We start from the raw sequence: 22,948 nt of genomic DNA, 5'->3' as shown, positions 1-22,948 counted from the left end.
TTAAAATCTTAATTTGCTATGATCAAAATTAAAGCGGCAAATCATTCGTCATATTGTAACGATAAAGAGAAAAAAGATGAAAAATAGCATCCTGATTAGTGGCGCAGCTCAAGGTATTGGAGCAGAAATTGCACGGGTATTTTACAAACAAGGATATAAAGTAGGCATTTATGATATTAACGAATCACTTGCTCAAAGCTTAGCAACAGAGTTAGGTCCCAATGCATGCGCTGGCTATTTAGATGTTAGTGATTACAGCCAGTGGCAACTTATATTAAAAGAATTTACCGACTGGGCTGGCGAGCTTAACATTGTAGTGAATAACGCAGGCATATTATATTCTGGGGCCTTTGAAAATATCGATATTAAGTCACATCAAAGAACAATCAATATTAATGTAAACGGCGTAATCAATGGCTGCCATGCTGCACTGCCCTATTTAAAGCAAGCTTCTTTTGCACGAGTCATTAATCTGTCATCGGCTTCTGCAATTTACGGACAAGCTGACCTTATTTCTTATTCGGCCAGTAAATTTGCAGTGAGAGGAATTACTGAAGGTTTAGATGTGGAATGGAAAAAATATGGTATTCGTGTTTTAGATGTGATGCCGTTATTTGTACAAACTGCGATGGTCAATAATATGGATGCTGGCAGTATTCAAAATATGGGCGTTGACTTAACTCCAAATGATATTGCTCAACAGGTGCTTTCACTTGTCGAGAAAAAAGCTCATTTCTGGACACCTACGCACACTCCAGTTGGTATAAAAACCAAATTGCTTTATCAACTTTCAACAATAAGTCCACAGTTTTTAAATCGGTTAACTAATATTTATTTATCGAGAAAGTAGCTGATAAAAAGGCCGTCAATTGACGGCCTTTTTTATAGATTATTTATTTAGATAAATTATATTAATTAGAAAAACCCTCTAATGTTTAAAAAGTAGACTAATTAAAAGTAACAATTTCATGAATTTAATACCTATTCTGCTTTATGAAATTATTTAAAATTATGATGCATAAAAAATAGACTTTCATTTTCTTTGATTTACATAAAATTACTTTAATTAGTTTGTTTTACAAACAAATAAATCATTAAAAAATATTTTTAAAATAGAACTCAAAGCTATATTCCATAAGACTTTATAAATAATTTCATTAGAAAAATAAAAATTTAATAATAAAGAAAATGATTGAAATGGTTAGTTTATAAAATTATATTGCGTTTATTTTTGTAAACTTATAGGTGTTTTTTGTGAAAATTATTCCCCAAAAAGGACATTTTAAACTCCATAAAACACTTCTTAATATTTTTTTACTCACTCCCCTTGCTTCAATCACACACGCTGGTTTTTTTGATGACTACAACCAAACCGCACAGAATTTTCGTGCAAATGTCACACAACCAATTCCAGAAGAAACGCTCAAATTCTTAGATAAAAAAGCGAAAGGAAGTGATGCTGCACTTTACTTACTTGAAAAAGCCCGATTACAACAGACAAACCATCAATATAAAGAAAGTGAAAAATCTTTTGAAGCTGCATTTGTCTTATTAGAACAGCGCAATAATAAAGCGAAAATAAGTGCCTCTGAACTTGGATTCAAAGCTCTTTCAATTGTGAGCAATGACAGTGTGATTCCTTATAAAATTCCAGAGTATGAACAAGTACTAGCACATGTCTATCAGGCAATTAATTTTATAGCACTGAATAATACCGAGAGTGCAGGAGTTGAAATGCGTATTGCTCAACGTATTCAACGAGAAATTGAACTTGCCCATACCAAAGAAACAGAAAAAGCTAAACAGAAAGCTGGAACAGATACTTCCGAGAGTCTAGATGAAGCTTTCGCTGGATTAGATACAATTGCTGGGAAAGTTAAAAACACCTATCAAAATGCTTACGCCTTTTATATGGCTGCGACACTTTGGGAAGCTTTAGGAGAAGAAAATGATGCTCTCGTCGATTTCAAAAAATCTTATGAATTACAACCCAATGAATTTATTAAAAATGATGTTAAACGTTTAGATTCAGCTTCTAATAAAAAATCTGGACAGTATCCCGTTGTTATTTTTCTAGAACAGGGTTTAGTACCGCAAAAAATCTCGAATACTCTTGCTCTCCCAACTCCAGATGGTTTGGTCAATATTTCTTTTGCTAGTTACAATCCCTCTACTTATAGCAGTCCAGCAAGTCTTCAGGTTCTAGTAAATGGTAGATCTGTGACGAATACATCGACATTAACAGATATAGGTGCTTTAGCAGTAAAAACGCTAAAAGAAAACGTAGCAGCCAATATGGCTACGCAGATTACACGCACGACAGCAAAATATATGGTTCAAAAAGAACTCGGAAATCGTCTCGGCGCTATCGGTCAAATTGCTGGAAATATTTACAACACTGCTTCAGAAAAAGCCGATGTACGTGCGTGGAATACATTACCAGGTAATGCTCAATTTGCTCGCCTCACATTACCCGCAGGTAAACATACTATCCAGCTTAGAAATGCTTATACGGTTCAAGAAATCAGCATTGATGTTAAACCAAATCAAACCGTCTTTATTCATGGCATTGATGCAAATCAAGAAATTTTAACAGATAGTTTTTCAATTACTCATTAATTATTAAAGGATTCTCAAAATGAAAAAGACCATAATTTGTTTGAGTCTATTCACAATTACATCTGTACTTTTTACAGGTTGTACAGCTCCTAATGCTATGCAAACAAAAACTGACCCTACTACAGGTAATAGTGCGGTACGCACCCAAACTAATAATCCTATTTTAGCTACGCGTATTGGCGTTAGTCGAGTCAACATGACGACTCTAGGTGATATTAAACGAGCATCTCTTGCCCTAAAGAATGGTTGGTTCTATGCGCAAAGTTTCCAATACAAAATTGTATGGTTTGATGCAGAAGGAACGGAGATCAATCCAGAAGGTGCTATTTGGAAACCTATTTCATTACAAGGTCGTGAAGTTAAGACTGTCCAATCGGTTGCTCCTAATCCTGGCGCAGTTGATGTTTTGATTTATATGAAAAAAGACTAAACCTCATAGGAAATTAAACTATTAGCCTTAATTTCCTTGCACAAAACTCACAATATTATTTGGAATATAGAAACAGGATATTTAAATGAAATTTAAATCACTATTACTGATTACGACCATCAGCAGTGCTGTACTTTTTTCAGGCTGTGCTTCACAGAGTGTTAGTTATGGCGATGCGCAATCTGTTGAAACGTTAACTAAAGATTTTGGTTCTACAGACTTACAGCAAATTTCCACAAAAATGGTGGATGACATGCTGGCTTTCCCACCAATTATTGATATGACTAAAAATCGTCGTCCAGTTTTATTCGTTGATAAGATCAAAAATAAATCCCAAGAACATATCGATACTGAATCTATCACCGATACCATTCAAAACCGTTTAATTAATTCTGGCAAATTCCGTTTTGTAGATATGACTTCTGTAGGTGCTGTTGCAGATCAAATGGCTTATCAACAACGTAGTGGAATGGTAGATAAACGCACAGCTGTACAAGCTGGTTCACAGATTGGTGCTGAATATATGCTAAATGGTAATTTATCTAGCATTGTAAAAAATTCAGGTGGAAAAAGTGATGTTTACTACAAATTCACTTTAAAACTACTGAATTTAAAAACTGGTATTGTGGAGTGGACCAGTGAAAAAGAAATTCGTAAATCTGCAAAGAAATCAACTTTCGGCTTATAAGCATTTCTAGTTAATTACTTTCTAGCATGGCACTTTTTACCTGTTGCCATGCTATATGAATAAAAAGAGCCTTTATGAGAACAATATTTTGTGCAGTTCTATTAAGTCTAACTGCAACCTCAAGTTTTGCCGCTTTACAAGAAGTTATGAAAGAAGCTTCTGGTAGTGGACCAACACAACAACAAGCTATTGCAGAAGCTTTACTCACCGCAGCCCAATCTGTAAATGGAACCAAAGTCAGCCCACAAGTAGGAATGGCCGAAGAAGTTAATATGGTCATGACAAATCAGCATTGGTCATATCAAGGTAAAAGCTCACCTGTTTTTAGTGTTCAAACAGAATCATCCGGCGCTATCAATCGCTTTCAAGTTCTCAGCGTTTCAGGTTCAGGTAAAAACTACAAAGCTCGGGTTCGAGCTTATATTGCTAAATATCAATCAAGTGTAGCTGATCAACATTTACGTAGAATTGCTGTTTTTCCATTTCAAGTTGTTGAGTCAAAATTTAATTTAGCCTCAGAGGAAAATCCATATGAGTTCGTGCAAGAAGTAGCGGACCTCATTGGCACACAAATGGTAAATTCAAAACAGCTCAGCTTAGTGAGTCGGGACTATGTTGATGAAATGGCAACAGAAAATGCATTCCTTGCATGGGATGGTGCTCCAGCAGAAATGGCAAGATTAGCTCAAAAAGTAGGTGCGGACTATATCCTTGTAGGTAGAATTAATGAGGCTCGTACTGTACAAGGTCAATCTTTCTACGGTGCAGTTTCCGCTGAACGAGATGCGATCAAACTCAATTGGCGTGTAATCGAAGTAAATACAGGTAAAATTGCAGCAGCTGGTTCTATCAAGCAACCACTTCAAACAAATATCGGTAATTTAGTTACCCAAGACACTCCCCCATCTAGTGCAGAAATTTTTGCAGATCAAGTGGTTAGCGATGTATTACGTGGTTTATCTTTAAGACCGAACTTTTCTCAGAATCCAGATAGTTTTGATAATCAAGTAAATTCTTCTCCTTTATCAGATGCTGATCTTCCTTCTGGTTCTAGCGAAAAACCAATTGATTGGTAAATAAAAAAGGCCGTCAATTGACGGCCTTTTTACTTAGTTTATTTAAACACCTTGAATCATGCGTCGTGCGCTGATAATCCCCGGTTGCTGCTCTAAACGAGCCAACAAACGTGAAAGCTGAGCCAAACCTTTCACCTCAATGAGCAACTTCATATTGGCAATACCATCTGCCTCAGAAATTGTATTTACCTGACGGATATTAATTTGGTCAGAGAAAATCACTTGAGTTAAGTCTTTGAGTAAACCACGACGATCATAAGCTTCAACTACAATTTGAACACTTTGTCCACGTGTTGGCTGCATTTCCCAATCAGCTTCAACAGCACGTTCTGGTTCTTGCTTGATCATACGCTGATAATCAGAACACAAGACTTTGTGAATACTTACGCCACGGTTCAATGTGATATAGCCAGCAATTGATTCACCATGCACTGGTTGACAACACTGTGCAATATGTAGCTCTACATTGTCTAAACCATCAATCAAAATACCATGTGCAGACAAAGTATGGCTGGCACGTGGGTTTAATGTTGGCTTAAGTACCAGTTCAGGCTCATCCTGATCAAGATGCATTTGACGATTAATCTGGTTAATCAAGGCATGTAGGCTTATATCGCCGCTAACCAGATTAACCAAAATATCATCGCCTGTTTTCACATTAAAATGTGATGAATAGTCGTTGAGATCGATACTCTTCGGGTGAATCGCCAATCGAGACAATTCTTTGTTCAGCAACTCACGACCGACCTCAAGATTCTTGCTACGATCTTGCTGCCTGAACCAGTGACGTAGCTTGTCACGTGCACGAGATGTCTTGATATAACCTAGAGAGTTCACCAACCAGTCACGGTTTGGTTCACGGTCTTTCTTGGTTAAAATCTCAACCTGCTCACCTGTTTTTAGCGTATAGGTTAATGGCACGTAGCGCTGGTTAACACGCGCTGCATAACATTTATTCCCTACCTCTGTATGTACATGATAAGCGAAGTCTAAAACAGTTGAACCACGTGGTAATTCTTTAATATCACCATCACGACTGAAAACATAAATCTTTTCAAAACCTTCAAAGTCTTGAAGCTGATCAAAGCCTTCTGTCTCGTCTTCATTTTGATGTACTGTGGTTTCATTACGTTCTTGGTAATGTTCCAAAACAGCACGAAGCGAATGTAAACGATGGTTAAAAGAATGATCGGTATTCTTTGAACCTTCTTTATAGTTAAAGTGCGAACATACGCCTAATTCTGCTTCATCATGCATCTCATGAGTACGGATTTGTACTTCTAAAGATTTATTTTCAGCAATTACAGCAGTATGTAATGAACGATAACCATTGGCTTTCGGGTTGGTAATATAGTCATCAAACTGATGTGGAATATGACGCCAAATTTGATGAACAATACCTAATGAGTGATAACACTCGGGTACGCTATTTACTAACACACGTAAGGCACGAATGTCATAAAGCTGATCGAAACTCAGGTTTTTACTTTTCATTTTTCGATAAATCGAATAAATGTGCTTTGCTCGACCTGTAATTTCAGCTTCAATACCGTAAGACGCCAATTCATTCTTTAAGCGATCAATCACGAACTGAATATAATGTTCACGTTCTAAACGCTTTTCATTGAGTAAAGAAGCAATCTCTTTATAACGGTCTGGTGCCAAATAGCGGAAAGCTAAATCTTCGAGTTCCCACTTAAGCTGTGCAATACCTAAACGATGCGCTAATGGAGAATAAATAGTTAGAATTTCACGTGCGACACGCTCTTGACGCTCACGTGATGAGTTTGCGAGTTCTCGTAAAGAATAAGTACGCTCGGCTAACTTAATTAAAACAACACGAACATCTTCGGTCACAGAAATCAGCATTTTATAAATGCCGCTTAAATGTTCCCGCTGGTTATTATTAAAATGGTCTTCTAATCGTTTATTTTTTTCAATGAGCTCTGAAAGCTTACCCATTGCCAAAGTGCCTTTGACAAGGTTATAGACTTGCTCACCAAATTTGCGCCTCACTTCTTCTATATCAGTAATGTCCTCACGAACACTACGATAAAGCATCGCAGCAGATAAAGTATCTTCATCTACATGTAAATGCGCCAGAATATCAGCCATTCCAACACCAGTAGCAAATGTATTGGAACGATGATTAACCGTTGAATCTAACTCTTTTTGCAGGGTTAAATGCGCAACCTCTTCGAGTTGTTTAAGCTCTGCCCCATCTAATATTTCACCAACCCGATCCAACCATGAGGCTAAACCGACTTGTGTTTCGGCGGCATGCTCTACAGTCGTTTCCTCTGACAACTCAGTTAGTTGTTCAGGTAACTGTTCACGTACTGTGACCATACCATTCTCCTAGATATGTAACTCATGTTTTTAATCGTTTATCTCTTGAATTTTTTCAAATAAAGCAATTGATTCAACATGTTCTGTATGCGTAAACATGTCCATAACCGCTGCTTTTTTTAACTGGTACCCATGTTGAACCAAAACACCGGCATCCCTTGCTAGTGTTGCTGGATTACATGATACATAAACGATTCTTTTTGCTCCAAAGTTTGGTACATACTGCATAATTTCATATGCACCGGCACGAGGAGGATCAATCAATAATGCATCAAATCCTTGATTTGCCCAAGAATGATGCGAAAAATCTTTTGTTAAATCTTGTGAAAAGAAGGTTGCTTGCACCAAATTATTGCATTTTGCATTGTCTGCTGCCCGCTGCACCATTTCTTCACTAGCTTCCACACCAACAACCTGACCATTTGCACCAACACATCGTGCAAGTGGAAGCGAAAAATTACCTAATCCACAAAACAGATCGAGTACCCTTTCACCGTCTTGTAATTGAAGCAATTCACATGCCAATTGTACCATTTGTTCATTTACTGTCGCATTGACCTGCGTAAAATCCAATGGCGAAAAAGCAAAATTTACCTCAAATGCATTTAAAGCATAATGTAACCGCATAGCACCTTGCTCTTCATCAATACGACGAAGACTTTCAGGGCCTTTGGGTTGTAAATACAATTGCCAGCCTTTGTGTAACGCAAATTGTCTTAATTGGTTGACATCAGAATTATTTAATTTTTCTACATGACGAACCAATAAAGACGTTTCATCATCACCTTTTGCTAATTCTACATGACCAATATGTGCTTTGCCCTTTAGACTTTGGAGTAAATTACGCAACTCTGGCAGACTATCTGATAACTTTTTATCCAAAACACTACAAGTATGGATAGAAGTTAAACGATTACTATGATGCTCACGGAAACCTAGAATCAAACGATCCGGTTTTGGCAAATAACGCACACCTATACGCGCTCGACGACGATAATCACTTTGTAAAGATCGAATTGGCTCTAACCACTGTTCAGGTTGAATACCCGCAAAGTGTTGTAAATGTGACTGGAGTACATTTTGCTTTAAGCGAATTTGCTCATCTGGATGGATATGCTGCATGCTACAACCACCACAAATACCATAATGAGGGCAAACTGCCTCTACACGATTTGGTGAAGGTTCAGCTAAAAGCTCAATCATTTCAGCTTCTTCAAGACGTTTAGCTTCATACGTGATTTGAGCCTTTACCATTTCTCCAGGCAACGCATAACGAATAAACACTTTTTTACCATGCTTATCTGCCGGATGATCTGGATGAGAACCATAGTGCGCAATTCCTCGCCCCTCATGAGAAAGAGTTTCAACCTGAAAAATATATTCTGGTTGTTGAGCTTTGCGAGATTTGGCTTGCTGTTTCAAAGAATGAACCTAAAAATCTAAAGGATTAAAATAGTGAGACGTAAATTCGGTGTATTTCGAAGTACGTTGCCACACTTCAAGAAAATCGGCCTGTTGAGGCATAGTTTGTAAATATTCAATACTCGAACTAATCCAATGATTATGTTCATCTGCATTTAATTGGCCTTTTAGTACTAGCCAACGCAAATAAATGAACCATGTATTGAGTACATCACCTTCACAATAACTGGTTAATTTTAACCATTGTTGATTACGAACATATTCAGGAACATGATAACCCGATTCACCACGCTTACCCGGCAAACCTAAAATGCAGGCGATATCGTCAAGCTTTTGGAAATTACGACCATTAAACATTGCCATAACATCCATTAAATCAATATGACGATGGTGATAACGGTTTTGGTAATTATTAAAACGTTTTTGACTATCAAGCTCACCTTGATCAAACAAGCCCGGCGCAGAAAGACCATGATACATGGCACGGAACAAAATAACCGGCAAATCAAATTGTGAACCATTCCAACTTACTAAAGTCGGGTGGCGCTTATCAAAAATAGATAAAAATTTCTGTAAAATTTCAGCCTCTGAATAGTGCTCTCGACTAAATGAAAATAATCGAAAGCCCGATTCATCAACCCATAAACCTGAAATGCAAACAATTTCATGCAATGGTAAACGCTGAAAATCCATGCCTGATTCTTGACGGCGGATTTTGGTGAGTGCCTGTTCGACATCTGCCTCTGGCAAATCAAGATGATATAAATGCGCTCCCGCTTTTAAATCAGTTAAAGTTTCAATGTCAAAAACCAAAGTTGGGAAACGCATTCTTTCTCTCAATTATGAGTTATCGTCCTGTACTGAAAACAAACCTGTAGATAAGTAGCGGTCGCCACGGTCACAGATAATGCAAACAATAACAGCATCCGGATTTTCTTCTGCAATCTTAATTGATGCCCAAACCGCACCACCTGAAGATGTACCAGCACTAATACCTTCCATACGTGCCAATTTACGCATGGTTTTTTCAGCTTCAATTTGAGGAATATCAATAATTCGGTCTACACGACTGCTATCAAAAATTGTGGGTAAATATTCTTTTGGCCAACGACGAATACCCGCAATACTTGATCCGTCTGCTGGCTGTAAACCCACAATCTGAATGTCCGGATTTTGTTCTTTTAAATACTTTGAAACACCCATAATGGTACCTGTTGTACCCATTGAGCTTACAAAGTGAGTAATTTTACCACCAGTTTGTTTCCAGATTTCAGGGCCTGTTGTAAGGTAATGAGCTTCGACATTATCAGGATTACCAAACTGATTTAGAACATGACCTTTGCCGTCTTTTTCCATTTGCAAAGCTAAATCACGTGCGCCTTCCATACCTTGTTGGGGAGTCACTTCAATCAGTTCTGCACCATAAGCCAGCATCGCATCTTTACGTTCTTGGCTCATGTTATTTGGCATAATAAGTTTCATTTTATAGCCACGCATTGCCGCAACCATAGCCAGCGCAATACCTGTATTACCGCTAGTTGCCTCAATTAACGTATCACCCGGCTTAATTTGACCACACTTTTCTGCCTGCATAATCATGTTGTAGGCGGGACGATCTTTTACAGAACCTGCTGGATTATTACCTTCCAATTTTGCTAAAACCGTTGCTTGCGTATGACAAGCCAAGCGCTGCAAACGGACTAGAGGTGTTTTACCTACATAGTGATCTAACAAAAATTCGTCGGCTAAAAAATCAGGTTGTGTATTACTCATGATCAACACCTAAATCGGGGTGGCACTATTGTATGAAAAAATGATCGGTACTGCACCCATTTCACTATGCTTTTTAATAAAAGTGATTAAAGCACGGTCAGTTATAAAATGCCGTCTGTTTTAAAATAAAGCGTGATAATATGCCCTACAGAGAGATCAATCTGATGTAGCCATGTCTAATTTCAATAAAACCTTATCGAAACGCTTACGTCTGAATCATGCATATGGGCAATTGATTGCTCTTATTTTTGTGCCCATGATGATTTTAACAGGGGTTGGCGCATTTCTGGTTTTAACTGAAACATCTCATTCGGCCAAACAACAGCAGCTCCATCACGCTTCGGCTATTTTGGCTCGTTATAATGAAATTGCCAAAAACCTCTACACATTGGTAGAGCTAAAACCCGATGAATATGATCATGCACAAAACATTATGCAAAGCATGTTCAGTGAAAAAGATTTAAAGCGTGCTGCTTTAATTGATAGCAATGGTCAAACATACTTAAGTGTGGGTTATCGAGATAATCGTTACTGGCCGAACTTTACACAAAGCAGTAGTTTCTTCGGCCCTATTTCTTACAACCATAACAATATCTATGGTATTCGAGTTACTAATACCACAGGAAAAACTCCTGTTTGGCTTGTGATTGAAATGGACAATCAGCCATTAGAGCTAGCACGCTATCGTATTCTGATTGCTTTAGTCATTACCAGCCTAATGACGCTACTCTTGCTTTTGCTCTGCCTAAATTTCTTCTCTCGCCGCTGGGTTGCACCGATGTACGAAATTCGAATGCAATTACAACGACTTAATGCAGATACTTTAGATCAGCACATGATCATTAACAGTACAGGCGAATTACGATTACTCCAACGTGATATTGCAAACGTAGTAAAACGCTTACATTTTAGTTTTTTAGAGCTTAAAGAACATACAGAACAAACCGAAGAAGACTTACGCAGAACATTAGACACTTTAGAAGTTCAAAACATTACTTACCGTCAGGCACGTGACCAAGCCATTTCATCAAATCAGGCAAAATCCGTTTTCCTTGCCAATATTAGTCATGAGCTTCGTACGCCGCTTAACAGTATTGATGGCTTTATTCATTTATTACTTCGCCAACAAAACCTGAGTAACGAACAAAATCTCTATCTACAAACTATTCGAAAATCTTCTGCCCACTTATTGGCATTAATTAACGATGTATTAGATTTCTCAAAAATTGATGCAGGTAAACTAGAACTTGAAACAGCACCGTTTGATTTAGAAGAAGCCATTTTCGATGTCATGGACATGTTGTCACCTTTGGCTGCCCAAAAGCATATTGCCATGGCATTTTATTATGCAGACAACATTCCTCAAGAAGTCATTGGGGATGCTTTACGCTTTAAACAAATTTTGACCAACCTAATTTCAAATGCAATCAAGTTCACGCCAGATGGTGAAATTATTGTTCGTGTCCGTATGGAGCATGATGACATTGGTCAATGCTTACTTCATTTTAGTGTTCAAGATAGTGGTATTGGTTTAAGCGGCACAGACCGTAAAAAATTATTTGAGTCGTTTTCGCAAGGCGATGCATCTGTTACACGTCAATTTGGTGGTACAGGCTTAGGTCTCGCGATCTCCAAACAACTGGTTCACCTCATGCATGGTCAAATTGGTTTTGAAGATAACCAAGAGCGTGCGCCAACAGAAAAAGGTTCAACATTCTGGTTTACTGCACAGTTTGCTGTAGATGAAGAACATGAGATAGAACATCCTCACTTCGAACATTTACAAGTCGTGTCTTATTTAGCACATCCAGCAACGGCAAGTGTTTTACGTTACTATCTTGAAAATTATCAAGTTCCACATATCGAAACTCAATCGATTTTGGACTTATTTAGCCGCTTAAAACACCTCGACCAGAAAGATAATACATGGCTTGTTGTTGATCATAGCGGTGACACAGAAGCTCTACTTAAAGAAATTCGTAGCCGTTATCAAGGTAACCTAGCAGTTTACGGCTACCAAATGACACTTGAGCCAAACATGCTCACCGAATATCGTGCTCGCCCTCTTTATCAACCATTAAGCCGCAGTGGACTTATTCAATTATTAAGTGACCAACCTATTTTTGAAGAAGAACAACAAGACTTTAATGGTCAGGGCTTACATATTTTAGCGGTCGATGATCACTTACCGAATTTAATCGTTTTAGAGGCACTATTAGGTGAGTTAAATGTTAAAACCACTAAAGCCTTAAGTGGACAAGAAGCGCTGAATATCATCCAAGAACGCATTGATCAAAAGCTTAAACCGTTTGATTTGGTGTTTATGGACATTCAAATGCCGGTTATGTCAGGCATTGATACTACTCGCGCGATCCGCTCTTTAGAATCAACGCTAGATGGAGAAATGCAGCTTCCAATTATTGCATTAACAGCCCATGCCCTTGCCGATGAAAAACAAAAGCTTCTTAAAGTGGGTATGAATGACTATGTCACCAAGCCAATTCAAATGGAGCAAATCATTCAGATTTTAACGCAATGGACTAAAAACAATTTCACTGCACAAGCCTTAGATAAAGATCATCATGTTGTTGCTGAGGCACTAGACCCAGAAATATTAAACTGGCAGCAAAGTCTACAATTGGCAGCAAACAAAGAAGACCTTGCCCAAGACTTACTTAAAATGTTGGTGGACAGTTTCCCAACCGAGCTAGATGAAATGCAGCAGCTCATTGAACTTGAAGACTTCCCTCAACTTGAGCATGTATTACACCGCCTCTATGGTGCAACTCGCTATGTTGGCACACCGAAACTTCAACAAGTTACTGGTGACTTTGAACAGTTTGTTTCTAAGTTACGCAAAGAGCGCCGTAGAGCTGACGATGGATTTATTGAAGAAGTTACACAGCGCTTCAATGAATTAGGACTTGTCATTAAAGAAGTAGAGAGTGCAGCTCACCAAATTTTAGTTATACCGGACTAAAAAGAACCTGTAAAAAAGGCATGACTGACCTGTCATGTTTCCAATTTACAGCCATGTTATGCTCCGCTTATCGATAAAAAAATAAGCGGGAATTTCATGGCACTTTTACGTATTGAAAAGAATAATGGCATTGCGACAGTTTATCTAAACCGTCCGGATAAACGTAATGCCATGAGTTTCGCTCTCCTCAAAGAACTTGTTTCAACGGCTAAAGCCATACAAAAAGACCGAGAGATCCGCTGTGTAATTTTGACTGGCGAAGCACAAGTATTTAGTGCCGGAATTGATTTATCTGACCTCAATAATCCTAAAAATTCTGCATTTGCGATTTGGGAGCTTGTAAAACCAGGACAAAGCCTTTTCCAAAAAGCATTTTTGATTTGGCAAAACTTGCCTGTACCTGTGATTGCAGCGATTGAAGGTTATTGCTTTGGTGCGGGAATGCAACTTGCGTTGGCTGCCGATATCCGTATTGCGCATCCAGAAACCAAAATGTCGATTATGGAAAGCCGCTGGGGATTAGTACCCGACATGGGGCTTACCCGCTCACTCAAAGGTTTGATTGGTGTAGACCTTGCAAAAGAACTCACCTTAACTGCGCGTGTGTTTGACGGAAATTATGCAAAAGATATTGGCCTTGTAACGCACTTAAACGAAAATCCATTACAAAAAGCGAATGCGATTACCTCAGAAATGCTGCAACGCTCACCAGATGCATTGACTGCTGCAAAACGTGTATTAGATGCAATGGAACATCAACCAGAAAAATCATTGCGCCTAGAAAAAATCTGGCAACTTAAACTATTACTTGGTAAAAATAGCAAACTCGCTCGTAAAAAAGATAAACATCCGGAAGTTAAATTTTTACCACGCCAATATAGATAAGAGCTTTGAAGATGAATTTTGATCGTAATACACCTATTGCCTTTTTAGGCATAGGGCTTATGGGAAGCCGTATGGCTAGCCGTCTTATTCAAGCAGGTTTTCAAGTTGCTGTCTGGAACAGAACAGCATCTGCTTGTGAAGAACTTATCGACATCGGCGCACACGCTCTCGATCTTTCAAACATCGGACAATACCCTGCAGTTTTAACTTGTTTAGCTGACGATAAAGCTGTGCAAGCTGTATTTGAACAAATTCAACCTCACTTAAAAGCTGGTCAAGTTATTGTGGACTTCTCAAGTCTGTCTGTTGCTGCAACAAAAGCACTCGCTCAAGCTACTGCTTCACAACACGTGACATGGATTGACTCTCCTGTTTCGGGCGGTACAGCTGGTGCTGAACAAGGCACACTTGTCATTTTTGCAGGTGGAGATGCTCAAACCATTGAAGCTTTAAGCCCTGTTTATAATGTACTTTCCCAACGTGTAACACGAATGGGGGATACTGGTACCGGCCAAGCCACTAAAATTTGCAATCAACTCATTGTGGCAGCAAATAGCGCTCTTATCGCGGAAGCTGTAGCACTAGCAGACCGCGCAGGTGTAGACACGACATTACTCGCTCCCGCGCTAGCTGGTGGATTTGCCGACTCAAAACCTTTTCAAATACTTGCACCACGCATGGCAACTCATACATTCGAGCCTATTCAGTGGAAAGTTCAAACATTATCTAAAGATCTTAACAACGCGGTAACATTAGCTAAGAATGTTAATTTAGACATCCCTGTTGCACAAAAAGCTCTATTACAGCTACAAACTCACCAAAAAAATGGCTTTGCTGAGAAAGATTTAGCTACTATGATTCAAGTAGTAGAGCAATAATAAACGGAGTTTGCATATGGGTCGTCTTGCCGTTAACTTATCCATGATTTTTACCGAAGTTTCTTTAATTGAACGCTTTGCATTAGCCCATGCAGAGGGCTTTGAACACGTAGAAATCCAATTCCCATATGAACTTACCATTTCCGATATTCAAGACCAACTTGAACGCTATAACCTCAGTTTATGCTTAATTAATGTTCCTGCTGGCGACCTTATGCAAGGTGGAAATGGTTTGGCAGGTGTACCAGGCCAAGAAAAAGCATTTCGTGAAGCATTAGAATTAGCTATTCGTTATGCCACCGCTTTAAAAGTACCACGTGTCAATATTTTGGCAGGTAAGCAACCTCAAGATTCAGATTTACTTCCTTGCCTTAAAACTCTTGCAAGCAACTTAAAGCTGGCCTGTGACTTACTCACAGAACATGATATTGAACCTGTATTTGAGATGATTAATGGCACAGATATGCCACGTTTTTTAGTACAGAACATTGCTCAAGCTCAAGAAATGCTAGAAGCAGTCAATCACCCTGCTTTAAAAATGCAATATGACTGTTACCACATGGCGATGATGGGTGAAGATGTACTTGAAGGGTTACAAGAAAATATTCACCAGATTGGCCATATTCAGTTCGCAGATTGTCCGGGACGCCATGAACCCGATACAGCCCAGATTCCTTACGAACAAATATTTTCTTGGATCAAACAAAGTGCTTATATGGGCTACATTGCGGCAGAATACAAACCTAAAAATGGGTCAAATCAGTCATTTACATGGAAAAACAAATATTTTTCCGATGATGTAAATATATAAACTGTTACTAGTTTCGTTTGAAATTCTGAGTGAAAACCACTATATTAGATAGTGAGTAATTGTCAGGAAAATATACCCTATATGAATTTAGAACCATCGCCCAGCGTGTCTAATTCTCACGATTTCGCAATGAACACCTCAAATAAAGACGTACAAGCTTGTCTCAAAGTCGTCCATGACGCTTTAGTTGATGTAAAAGCAAAAGATATTCTACAGTTAGATGTTAGCACTATTAGCAACGTTGCTGATGCTATTGTTATTGCGAGTGGTACTTCTACTCGTCACGTCAAAGCACTTGCTGATAATGTTGCAGAAGAAGCTCGAAAAGCTGGTTTCCGCCCGATTGGCGTTGAAGGCGAACGAGATGCCGAATGGATCTTAATTGATCTTGGCTTTGTTGTAGTACACGTGATGCTACCGACAGCCCGCAAATTCTATGATTTAGAAAGCTTATGGCGTACTGCCCCAGAGTCAGTCGCATAAAATTTTTGCTTTTAAAAAAAGCGGCTCTTTTGAGCCGCTTTTTTAATATCATTTGGTTATTAGTTTTTTTAAATTTTCATATTCTTGTGGGTATATTTCTATGAGATTTAAAATATTCCCCATATTTTGAAACAAGATCCAATATATTTCCTTGTCCTCTTTTTTCCATAAAGGGCCATAGTATTGGTATTTAGCCAAATTCAGTACCATTTTAATAGAATCCCTCAACACATCCTTTTCATCATCTGTTTGACAATATTTCTCAATATGAATCAACCACTCCACTTTACCCCAAAAAGATAAGTTCTCAGAAAATTCTAATCTTTGTACAAAGCCAATTGGTGTTGTAGTTAGTAAATAAAGTTCGTCTACTTCTTTAAGCTCAGTACTCAACTTAGTAATTTTCTGAAGCAAATAAAATGGAAGCTTTAATTTTTTACGATAGAACAAATTAATTACTTCGCCCAATGAAATATACTTCATTTTAAGCGCTCTATATAAAATCATAAATAAAATAGACTTATCATTTAACTTATCTATATATAAATAAAAATCCTGTTTATTCCATTCTAAAATTATCATTTGTAATAAGCATTTTTTTACACTTGTATTCTCAAGCTGATTATTTTGAAATTGCATAAAATAGTTATTAAAATCAAAATTACGATTTTTCAATACAAAGATAGCAAAATCCACAATAGATAAGTACTTACTATTTAAAGCAAACAGCAAAATTTCATTATCTAATGCATCTAATTCCAACAAACGATTCAAAAGAACTTTTTTTACATCTACATATTTTGATTGTTGAAATTCCGACCTTAAAAAGTCTAGATTCTGCTTTACAGCAAACTTAATCCAATAGTACCTAATCCACTGATCATTTGCATTTTTAGCAATCTCAAGCAACTCTGATTCAATAATCAATTGGTTAGATTGGATATAATTAAATAAAGCTCTACTCAATTTCCCCTGTCTAGACAATAAAACCAATTTTACTTTATCTAAATTTTGATGAATTTTATCCATCAATATATCTTCAATCTCTCCTACAATTCGAATTCTTCCCTTAATTGCTTCAATGTCTAAAAAATAAGTGATACATAAATCCGCACAATCTGACCGTTCTGCCCACTCTAATAAATGACGAGCTGCGAGATGCCTATTAACTTGCACATAATCACTTAATTTACGTAGCAAATGTGGAAATAAAGCTGGCTCGAAACATCCTGATAATTGTCGAAGTGCAGCTTCGCGCTGGTAACCATCCCAAAGATAAAGTTGATTAATTTTTACCCTAATCTCATCTATGTTCATTTTATTTGATTTATAAATTTTAAAGATCAATATATTAAACTTAATTCAATAAAATTAAAAAGTTAGATTTTAATATTTCCAGAAAATTATAGAATAATAGAGTTATCATTTTCTTATAAGCCTAACTTACGAGCTAGTCATCAGCCATTTTTAAATTTGACATGACAAATTGTCAAAATTACAGCACTATAACCATTCTTAAAGTCTCATCAATAAATAGCATAACTGGAGCAATAAAAAGTGAAGATACTCATTACAGGCGCCAACACAGGAATTGGCTTTGCCACAGCAGAACAACTTGTAAAACAAGGGCAACATGTCATTTTGGCGTGTCGAAATCCTCAAAAAGCTCAAGAAGCACAAAACAAACTGCGCTCACTTGACCAAGGGCAAGTCGATATCGTTTCTCTTGATTTGAATAGTCTTGAGTTAACCAGAAAAGCTGCTAATGAAATTGCAGATAAATATGGCAATCTTGATGTACTTATTAATAATGCTGAGTTATTTGCAAAAACAAAACAGCTCACAGCAGATGGTTTTGAGCAACAATTTGGCGTTAATTATTTAGGCCATTTCTTACTTACTCAAAAGTTACTCCCAGTTTTACAACAATCTCCTCAAGCACGCATTGTTCATCTTGCATCTATTGCTCATTGGGTTGGTTCAATTAAACCTAATAAATTTCGTGCAGAAGGTTTTTACAATCCCCTGTTCTATTATGGACAATCTAAGCTCGCAAACTTACTCTTGAGCAATGCACTAGCTGAACAATTTGCTGGTAGTACAATTACAAATAATGCATTACACCCCGGCGGTGTTGCTTCTGATATTTATCGTGATTTACCAAAACCAGTTTATGCAGCCATGAAAATAGGCTTAGTGCCAACATCAGTTCCTGCAAAACTTATTACGGAAATGGCAATTGGAGACTCATGGCAAAGCCGCAATGGCGAATATGTCAGTGCGCATATGCCTGACTGGAAATCGTCACATGCCAAAAACCAGCAACTGGCACGTGATCTCTACCAACAATCAATGGATCTGGTCGAAAAGTTTCTTTAAATCCTAAAAACAAAAAACCACCCGAAGGTGGTTTTTTATTTCAAAGTAACTTAGTGACCTGTACCATTAATTGATTTAGTCATATCTTCAACAACTTTCTTAGCATCACCAAAGATCATCATTGTTTTTTCGTTATAGAACAAGTCATTATCAAGACCTGCATAACCTGTTGCCATAGAGCGCTTAATCACCATGATTGTACGTGCTTTATGCGCTTCAAGAATCGGCATACCATAAATCGGTGAGCTAGGATCATCTTTTGCAGCTGGGTTTACAACGTCGTTTGCACCAATGACAAGTACTACGTCTGTTGCAGGGAAGTCAGAGTTAATCTCATCCATTTCCAAGATGTCTTCGTACGCCACGTCTGCTTCTGCAAGCAATACGTTCATGTGTCCAGGCATACGACCAGCAACTGGATGTATCGCAAAACGAACGCGAACACCTTGCTCTTTTAGAATTTCACACAATTCTTTTACAGCATTTTGTGCACGACCTTGCGCCATACCATAACCCGGTACAATCACAACGCTGTCTGCATTTGACATCAAGAAGCCAGCATCATCAGCAGAACCTGAACGGTAGTTACGCTGAACTTGCTCACCCTTAGCAGCTGTAGAAACTGCCGCACCACCCATCGCACCACCAAACAATACGTTGATGATTGAACGATTCATTGCTTTACACATGATGTACGACAGAATCGCACCAGATGAACCTACAAGCGAACCAGCAACGATCAACATGTTGTTTTCAAGGGTAAAACCAATACCTGCTGCTGCCCAACCAGAGAACGAGTTAAGAAGCGATACAACTACAGGCATATCACCACCACCTACAGGTGCAATCCATACCCAGCCAAATGCAAGTGCAAGTGCTGTCATTGCCCAGAAAGCAGTCATGTTGCCAGTTGTGAAGAAGTAGAAACCACAAGCCAACATCGCAATAAAGATAAGTGCTTGAACAGGTTTAACCCATGCACCAGAAATTGTTTTAGCCCATTTTTTCGCAGCCAATTTACCATAAGCAAACACAGATGCAGTAAAGGTAATTGCACCAACGAAACAACCAACAAACAATTCAAATAGATGAACCTTGCTCATGTGTGCATGTTGTACACCAGCTGCAGTCAAAGCCGCCTCATTTTGAGCAAACAGTGCAGTTAATTGGTTGTTATGTAAAATTGCAGCTATTGCAATAAGGACAGCAGCTAAACCAACCAAAGAGTGCATAAGCGCAACAGTTTCAGGCATTTGTGTCATTGGCACTGTACGTGCACGTGCAATACCCACGATTGCGCCTAACACCATCGCCCCAACGATCATCCAGATGACTGGGTTGTTGGCAACAAAGAAGGTCGTTATAACGGCAATCGCCATTGCGATCATACCGTAACGGTTACCTTGAATTGCTGTTTTAGGGCCAGACAAGCCACGAAGCGTCAAGATAAAGAGGATTGCGCCTACAAGGTACAACCAGTTTGCATTTGCTTGAATAAATTCCATGTCAAAGCCCTCTTATTTCTTTTGCTTAGGCTTGAACATTTCCAGCATGCGCGCAGTTACTGCGAAGCCACCGAAAATATTAATGCTTGCTAAAAATACTGCAATTGCACCGAGTACACTCACCACATTTACACTTTGAAATGCAACATTCGCATCTACACCTAAAACAGGTAGACCCACTGTTTGCAACATCGCACCAACAACAATAATTGATGACAATGCATTAGTTACTGCCATAAGTGGCGTATGCAAAGCTGGTGTAACACCCCAAACAACGTAATAACCTACGAAGATGGCAAGGACGAAAATTGTAATAGTTTCAACCATGAGAAATCTCCTTAACCACGCTTAAGCAGCACTTGACCGCCATGAGTGACCAATAGGGCTTTTTGGATTTCGTCTTCTTGATTAATCGCAAAGTTTTTCTCTTTGTCGAATAAAGTTTCTACGAAATTAAAAACGTTACGTGCATATAAAGCAGAAGCTTCTGTTGCTACAGTTGCTGGAATATTTGGAACACCCAAAATTTTCACACCATTTTCTGTAAAAACAGTCTCGCCAACTTTAGAACCTTCAACATTACCGCCAGTTTCAACTGCCATATCCAAAATGACAGAACCTGGTTTCATCTTGGCAACAGTTTCAGCTTTGATCAGACGCGGCGCATCACGACCTGGCAACAATGCGGTTGTAATCACGATATCGGCATTAGAAACAGCTTTATCTACAATCGCAGCTTGGTCTTTAATGTATTGCTCACCCGGCATCCAGCCATAACCATTTTTTGCTGCATCTGCCGCACGTTGTTGCTCTTCTTCAGACATTGGTACGTCTAACCATTTACCACCTAAAGACTCAACTTGATCTTTAGCTGTAGGACGTAAGTCTGTTGCTTCAACAACTGCACCCAAACGTTTTGCAGTAGCAATCGCCTGAAGGCCTGCAACCCCAACTCCCATAATCACAACACGTGCAGGTTTCACAGTACCAGCAGCAGTCATAAGCATTGGGAACATGCGTTGATATTCGGCAGCAGCAAGCAAAACTGATTTATAACCAGCCAAGTTTGCCTGAGAAGACAACACATCCATGTTTTGTGCACGAGAAAGCGTACGAGGAAGCAATTCCAGAGCAAAAGCAGATACTTGCTGATTGGCAAATTGATCTAGCTCGGTATTACGATAAGGATCAAACATTGCTACAACAGCTGTATTTGCTGCAAGTTTTTGAATTTCCCCGCCTTGTGGCGCACGAACTTTCAAAATAATTTGACTACCCGTATAGGCATCATCCGTAATGGTTGCACCGACCTGTTCATAAGCACTGTCAATGTACGCAGCCTTTACACCAGCACCACGTTCAATCACAACGCTATGACCAGCGCTAATCAACTTCTTTACTGTCTCTGGCGTAGCAGCTACACGATTTTCACCGACGACAGTTTCGGTTGGGATTCCGATCTGCATGAGCGTTCCTCAAGCTAATTTCTCATTGTCAAAAACATTGCAAACTGCAATGTTTCCCCCATGTGTATTCTTTGTACAGAATTTGGATTCTAATTGAACTTTTTGAAAATACCACCCACTATTTATTTAATAAATACCCATATTTTGAACTGATGATTCACGATATTTGACTTGGAGTGTAATATAGGAAGATTTTTCTTTTTTTTGCAGACAATAGTCTCTCTTATACAGTCCTGTATATGAAAATTTCTTTATCTTCGTTTCAAATTGGGTCTTTTTTTGCGCTTTGTTCTGCTTTTCTATTCAGCACAAAAGCAATCTTTATTAAACAGACTTATGCCCTTTCTCCATTAGTAGACGGTACAGTCCTGATGGCTTTACGCATGTTAAGCGCTTTACCGTTCTTTCTACTCATTTGCTGGTTCAATAGGCATCATAATCAGGGCATAAAAAAGAAGGATTGGCTAATTTTAATTTTTGCTGGTCTATTAGGCTACTACTTCGCTAGTTGGCTCGATTTCATGGGTCTCATGTTTATTAGCGCCTCTTTAGAGCGGATTATCTTATTTTTATATCCAACACTTACCGTGATCGCATCAAGCCTGCTCTACAAACAAAAATTAGATGTAAAAAGTTTATTCGCCATTTTTCTTAGTTATGGTGGAACCGTATTGGTGATGCTTCAAGAGCATAACAATGCACCAATTCAGGGCAACTTTTGGTTAGGAACAAGTTTTGTATTTGCAAGCGCTGTAGCTTTTGCAGGTTATTTACTGCTAACTCCACCACTAATTAAAAAATTTGGTTCTTGGAATTTCACAGGCTTAGCGCTCACTGTCGCCTGTATTGGTGCATTAACGCATTACGCTTTGAGTACACCTCACCCTATTCAACTTATATTACAACTTCCCTCAAGCGTCATTTGGTATGGGGTCGGCTTAGGCTTTTTAGTCACCGTATTACCCACCGTTATGCTCATACAAAGCATTGAACGTCTGGGCGCATCACAATCTGCAATGATCGCTTCGATTGGACCGGTTTTAACAATTTTACTTGCCGTTCTTTTCTTAAATGAACATCTTAATATGTGGCAATGGGTCGGCTGCCTACTCAATATTGTAGGTGTCATGATGATTACGCTTAGAAAGAAAAGACTAAAACACTAAATCTGCTTGACCTCAACTTAAGTTGAGGTTGGATACTC

20 protein-coding genes are annotated in these 22,948 nt (G+C 38.5%); 12 read left to right on the top strand and 8 right to left on the bottom strand.

Features of this window, described 5'->3' with window-relative positions; translation table 11 throughout:
- The first annotated feature begins 76 nt into the window (after window positions 1-76).
- From B554_RS0111335 to B554_RS0111315, 5 genes are all read left to right on the top strand, one after another.
- Window positions 77-850 (top strand): SDR family oxidoreductase, encoded by a 774-nt coding sequence (locus B554_RS0111335; RefSeq protein ID WP_019458130.1) that lies wholly within the window; start codon window positions 77-79, stop codon window positions 848-850.
- Window positions 851-1,308: 458 nt separating this feature from the next.
- Complete coding sequence (locus B554_RS0111330) at window positions 1,309-2,619, top strand: hypothetical protein (RefSeq protein ID WP_050551275.1); 1,311 nt, start codon at window positions 1,309-1,311, stop codon at window positions 2,617-2,619.
- A 19-nt stretch (window positions 2,620-2,638) separates the two neighbouring features.
- Entirely contained in the window at window positions 2,639-3,049 is a 411-nt protein-coding gene (locus tag B554_RS0111325) for a YcfL family protein (protein WP_004698617.1), read from the top strand.
- An 85-nt stretch (window positions 3,050-3,134) separates the two neighbouring features.
- Complete coding sequence (gene lpoB, locus B554_RS0111320) at window positions 3,135-3,737, top strand: penicillin-binding protein activator LpoB (RefSeq protein ID WP_019458128.1); 603 nt, start codon at window positions 3,135-3,137, stop codon at window positions 3,735-3,737.
- A 74-nt stretch (window positions 3,738-3,811) separates the two neighbouring features.
- Complete coding sequence (locus B554_RS0111315) at window positions 3,812-4,813, top strand: CsgG/HfaB family protein (RefSeq protein WP_019458127.1); 1,002 nt, start codon at window positions 3,812-3,814, stop codon at window positions 4,811-4,813.
- A 42-nt stretch (window positions 4,814-4,855) separates the two neighbouring features.
- Here the strand turns inward: B554_RS0111315 and B554_RS0111310 are convergent, their stop codons facing one another.
- Genes B554_RS0111310 through cysM form a run of 4 tightly spaced genes read right to left on the bottom strand, consistent with a single transcriptional unit; the run spans window position 4,856 to window position 10,357 of the window.
- Window positions 4,856-7,162: a RelA/SpoT family protein gene (locus B554_RS0111310; protein ID WP_019458126.1), complete on the bottom strand. Its 2,307-nt coding sequence runs from the start codon at window positions 7,160-7,162 to the stop codon at window positions 4,856-4,858.
- 30 nt (window positions 7,163-7,192) lie between these two features.
- A complete protein-coding gene (rlmD, locus tag B554_RS0111305; protein ID WP_019458125.1) occupies window positions 7,193-8,584 on the bottom strand; it encodes a 23S rRNA (uracil(1939)-C(5))-methyltransferase RlmD in 1,392 nt (463 codons plus the stop codon).
- Between the two features lie 9 nt (window positions 8,585-8,593).
- On the bottom strand, window positions 8,594-9,412 hold the full coding sequence (locus B554_RS0111300; RefSeq protein ID WP_019458124.1) for a 3'-5' exonuclease: 819 nt from the start codon (window positions 9,410-9,412) through the stop codon (window positions 8,594-8,596).
- A gap of 12 nt (window positions 9,413-9,424) precedes the next feature.
- Entirely contained in the window at window positions 9,425-10,357 is a 933-nt protein-coding gene (gene cysM / locus B554_RS0111295; RefSeq protein WP_019458123.1) for a cysteine synthase CysM, read from the bottom strand.
- 172 nt (window positions 10,358-10,529) lie between these two features.
- Here cysM and B554_RS0111290 point away from each other — a divergent pair, with 172 nt between their 5' ends.
- The 5 genes from B554_RS0111290 (at window position 10,530) to rsfS (ending at window position 16,394) form a co-directional block, all read left to right on the top strand.
- Window positions 10,530-13,337 (top strand): ATP-binding protein, encoded by a 2,808-nt coding sequence (locus B554_RS0111290; protein ID WP_019458122.1) that lies wholly within the window; start codon window positions 10,530-10,532, stop codon window positions 13,335-13,337.
- A gap of 96 nt (window positions 13,338-13,433) precedes the next feature.
- Window positions 13,434-14,222, top strand: coding sequence for a crotonase/enoyl-CoA hydratase family protein (locus tag B554_RS0111285; RefSeq protein ID WP_019458121.1), 789 nt, complete (start codon window positions 13,434-13,436; stop codon window positions 14,220-14,222).
- 11 nt (window positions 14,223-14,233) lie between these two features.
- Window positions 14,234-15,100, top strand: a complete 867-nt coding sequence (locus B554_RS0111280; RefSeq protein ID WP_019458120.1) for an NAD(P)-dependent oxidoreductase — start codon at window positions 14,234-14,236, stop codon at window positions 15,098-15,100.
- 16 nt (window positions 15,101-15,116) lie between these two features.
- The gene (locus B554_RS0111275) at window positions 15,117-15,911 is read left to right on the top strand and encodes a hydroxypyruvate isomerase family protein (RefSeq protein WP_019458119.1); all 795 of its coding nucleotides are present in this window, start codon (window positions 15,117-15,119) and stop codon (window positions 15,909-15,911) included.
- Between the two features lie 81 nt (window positions 15,912-15,992).
- Window positions 15,993-16,394, top strand: coding sequence for a ribosome silencing factor (gene rsfS, locus B554_RS0111270; protein ID WP_019458118.1), 402 nt, complete (start codon window positions 15,993-15,995; stop codon window positions 16,392-16,394).
- 48 nt (window positions 16,395-16,442) lie between these two features.
- Here the strand turns inward: rsfS and B554_RS0111265 are convergent, their stop codons facing one another.
- The gene (locus tag B554_RS0111265; protein WP_019458117.1) at window positions 16,443-17,711 is read right to left on the bottom strand and encodes a hypothetical protein; all 1,269 of its coding nucleotides are present in this window, start codon (window positions 17,709-17,711) and stop codon (window positions 16,443-16,445) included.
- Window positions 17,712-17,951: 240 nt separating this feature from the next.
- Here B554_RS0111265 and B554_RS0111260 point away from each other — a divergent pair, with 240 nt between their 5' ends.
- Window positions 17,952-18,773, top strand: coding sequence for an SDR family NAD(P)-dependent oxidoreductase (locus B554_RS0111260; protein WP_019458116.1), 822 nt, complete (start codon window positions 17,952-17,954; stop codon window positions 18,771-18,773).
- A gap of 50 nt (window positions 18,774-18,823) precedes the next feature.
- On the opposite strand, the gene B554_RS0111255 is transcribed toward B554_RS0111260, so the two are convergent.
- From B554_RS0111255 to B554_RS0111245, 3 genes are read right to left on the bottom strand one after another with little or no spacing between them, the layout of a single operon-like run.
- Window positions 18,824-20,278: an NAD(P)(+) transhydrogenase (Re/Si-specific) subunit beta gene (locus B554_RS0111255; protein WP_004698634.1), complete on the bottom strand. Its 1,455-nt coding sequence runs from the start codon at window positions 20,276-20,278 to the stop codon at window positions 18,824-18,826.
- Window positions 20,279-20,290: 12 nt separating this feature from the next.
- On the bottom strand, window positions 20,291-20,605 hold the full coding sequence (locus B554_RS0111250) for a proton-translocating transhydrogenase family protein (protein ID WP_000230434.1): 315 nt from the start codon (window positions 20,603-20,605) through the stop codon (window positions 20,291-20,293).
- Window positions 20,606-20,616: 11 nt separating this feature from the next.
- Entirely contained in the window at window positions 20,617-21,744 is a 1,128-nt protein-coding gene (locus B554_RS0111245; RefSeq protein ID WP_004698636.1) for a Re/Si-specific NAD(P)(+) transhydrogenase subunit alpha, read from the bottom strand.
- Between the two features lie 239 nt (window positions 21,745-21,983).
- Here B554_RS0111245 and B554_RS0111240 point away from each other — a divergent pair, with 239 nt between their 5' ends.
- A complete protein-coding gene (locus B554_RS0111240) occupies window positions 21,984-22,910 on the top strand; it encodes a DMT family transporter (RefSeq protein WP_019458115.1) in 927 nt (308 codons plus the stop codon).
- The last annotated feature ends 38 nt before the right edge of the window (window positions 22,911-22,948 follow it).

The sequence above is a fragment of the Acinetobacter sp. GG2 genome, from assembly GCF_000292385.1.
Lineage (GTDB): Bacteria > Pseudomonadota > Gammaproteobacteria > Pseudomonadales > Moraxellaceae > Acinetobacter > Acinetobacter seifertii.
The sequence above is the reverse complement of the archived record's forward strand: the minus strand, read 5'-3'. Positions and strand labels throughout refer to the sequence as shown.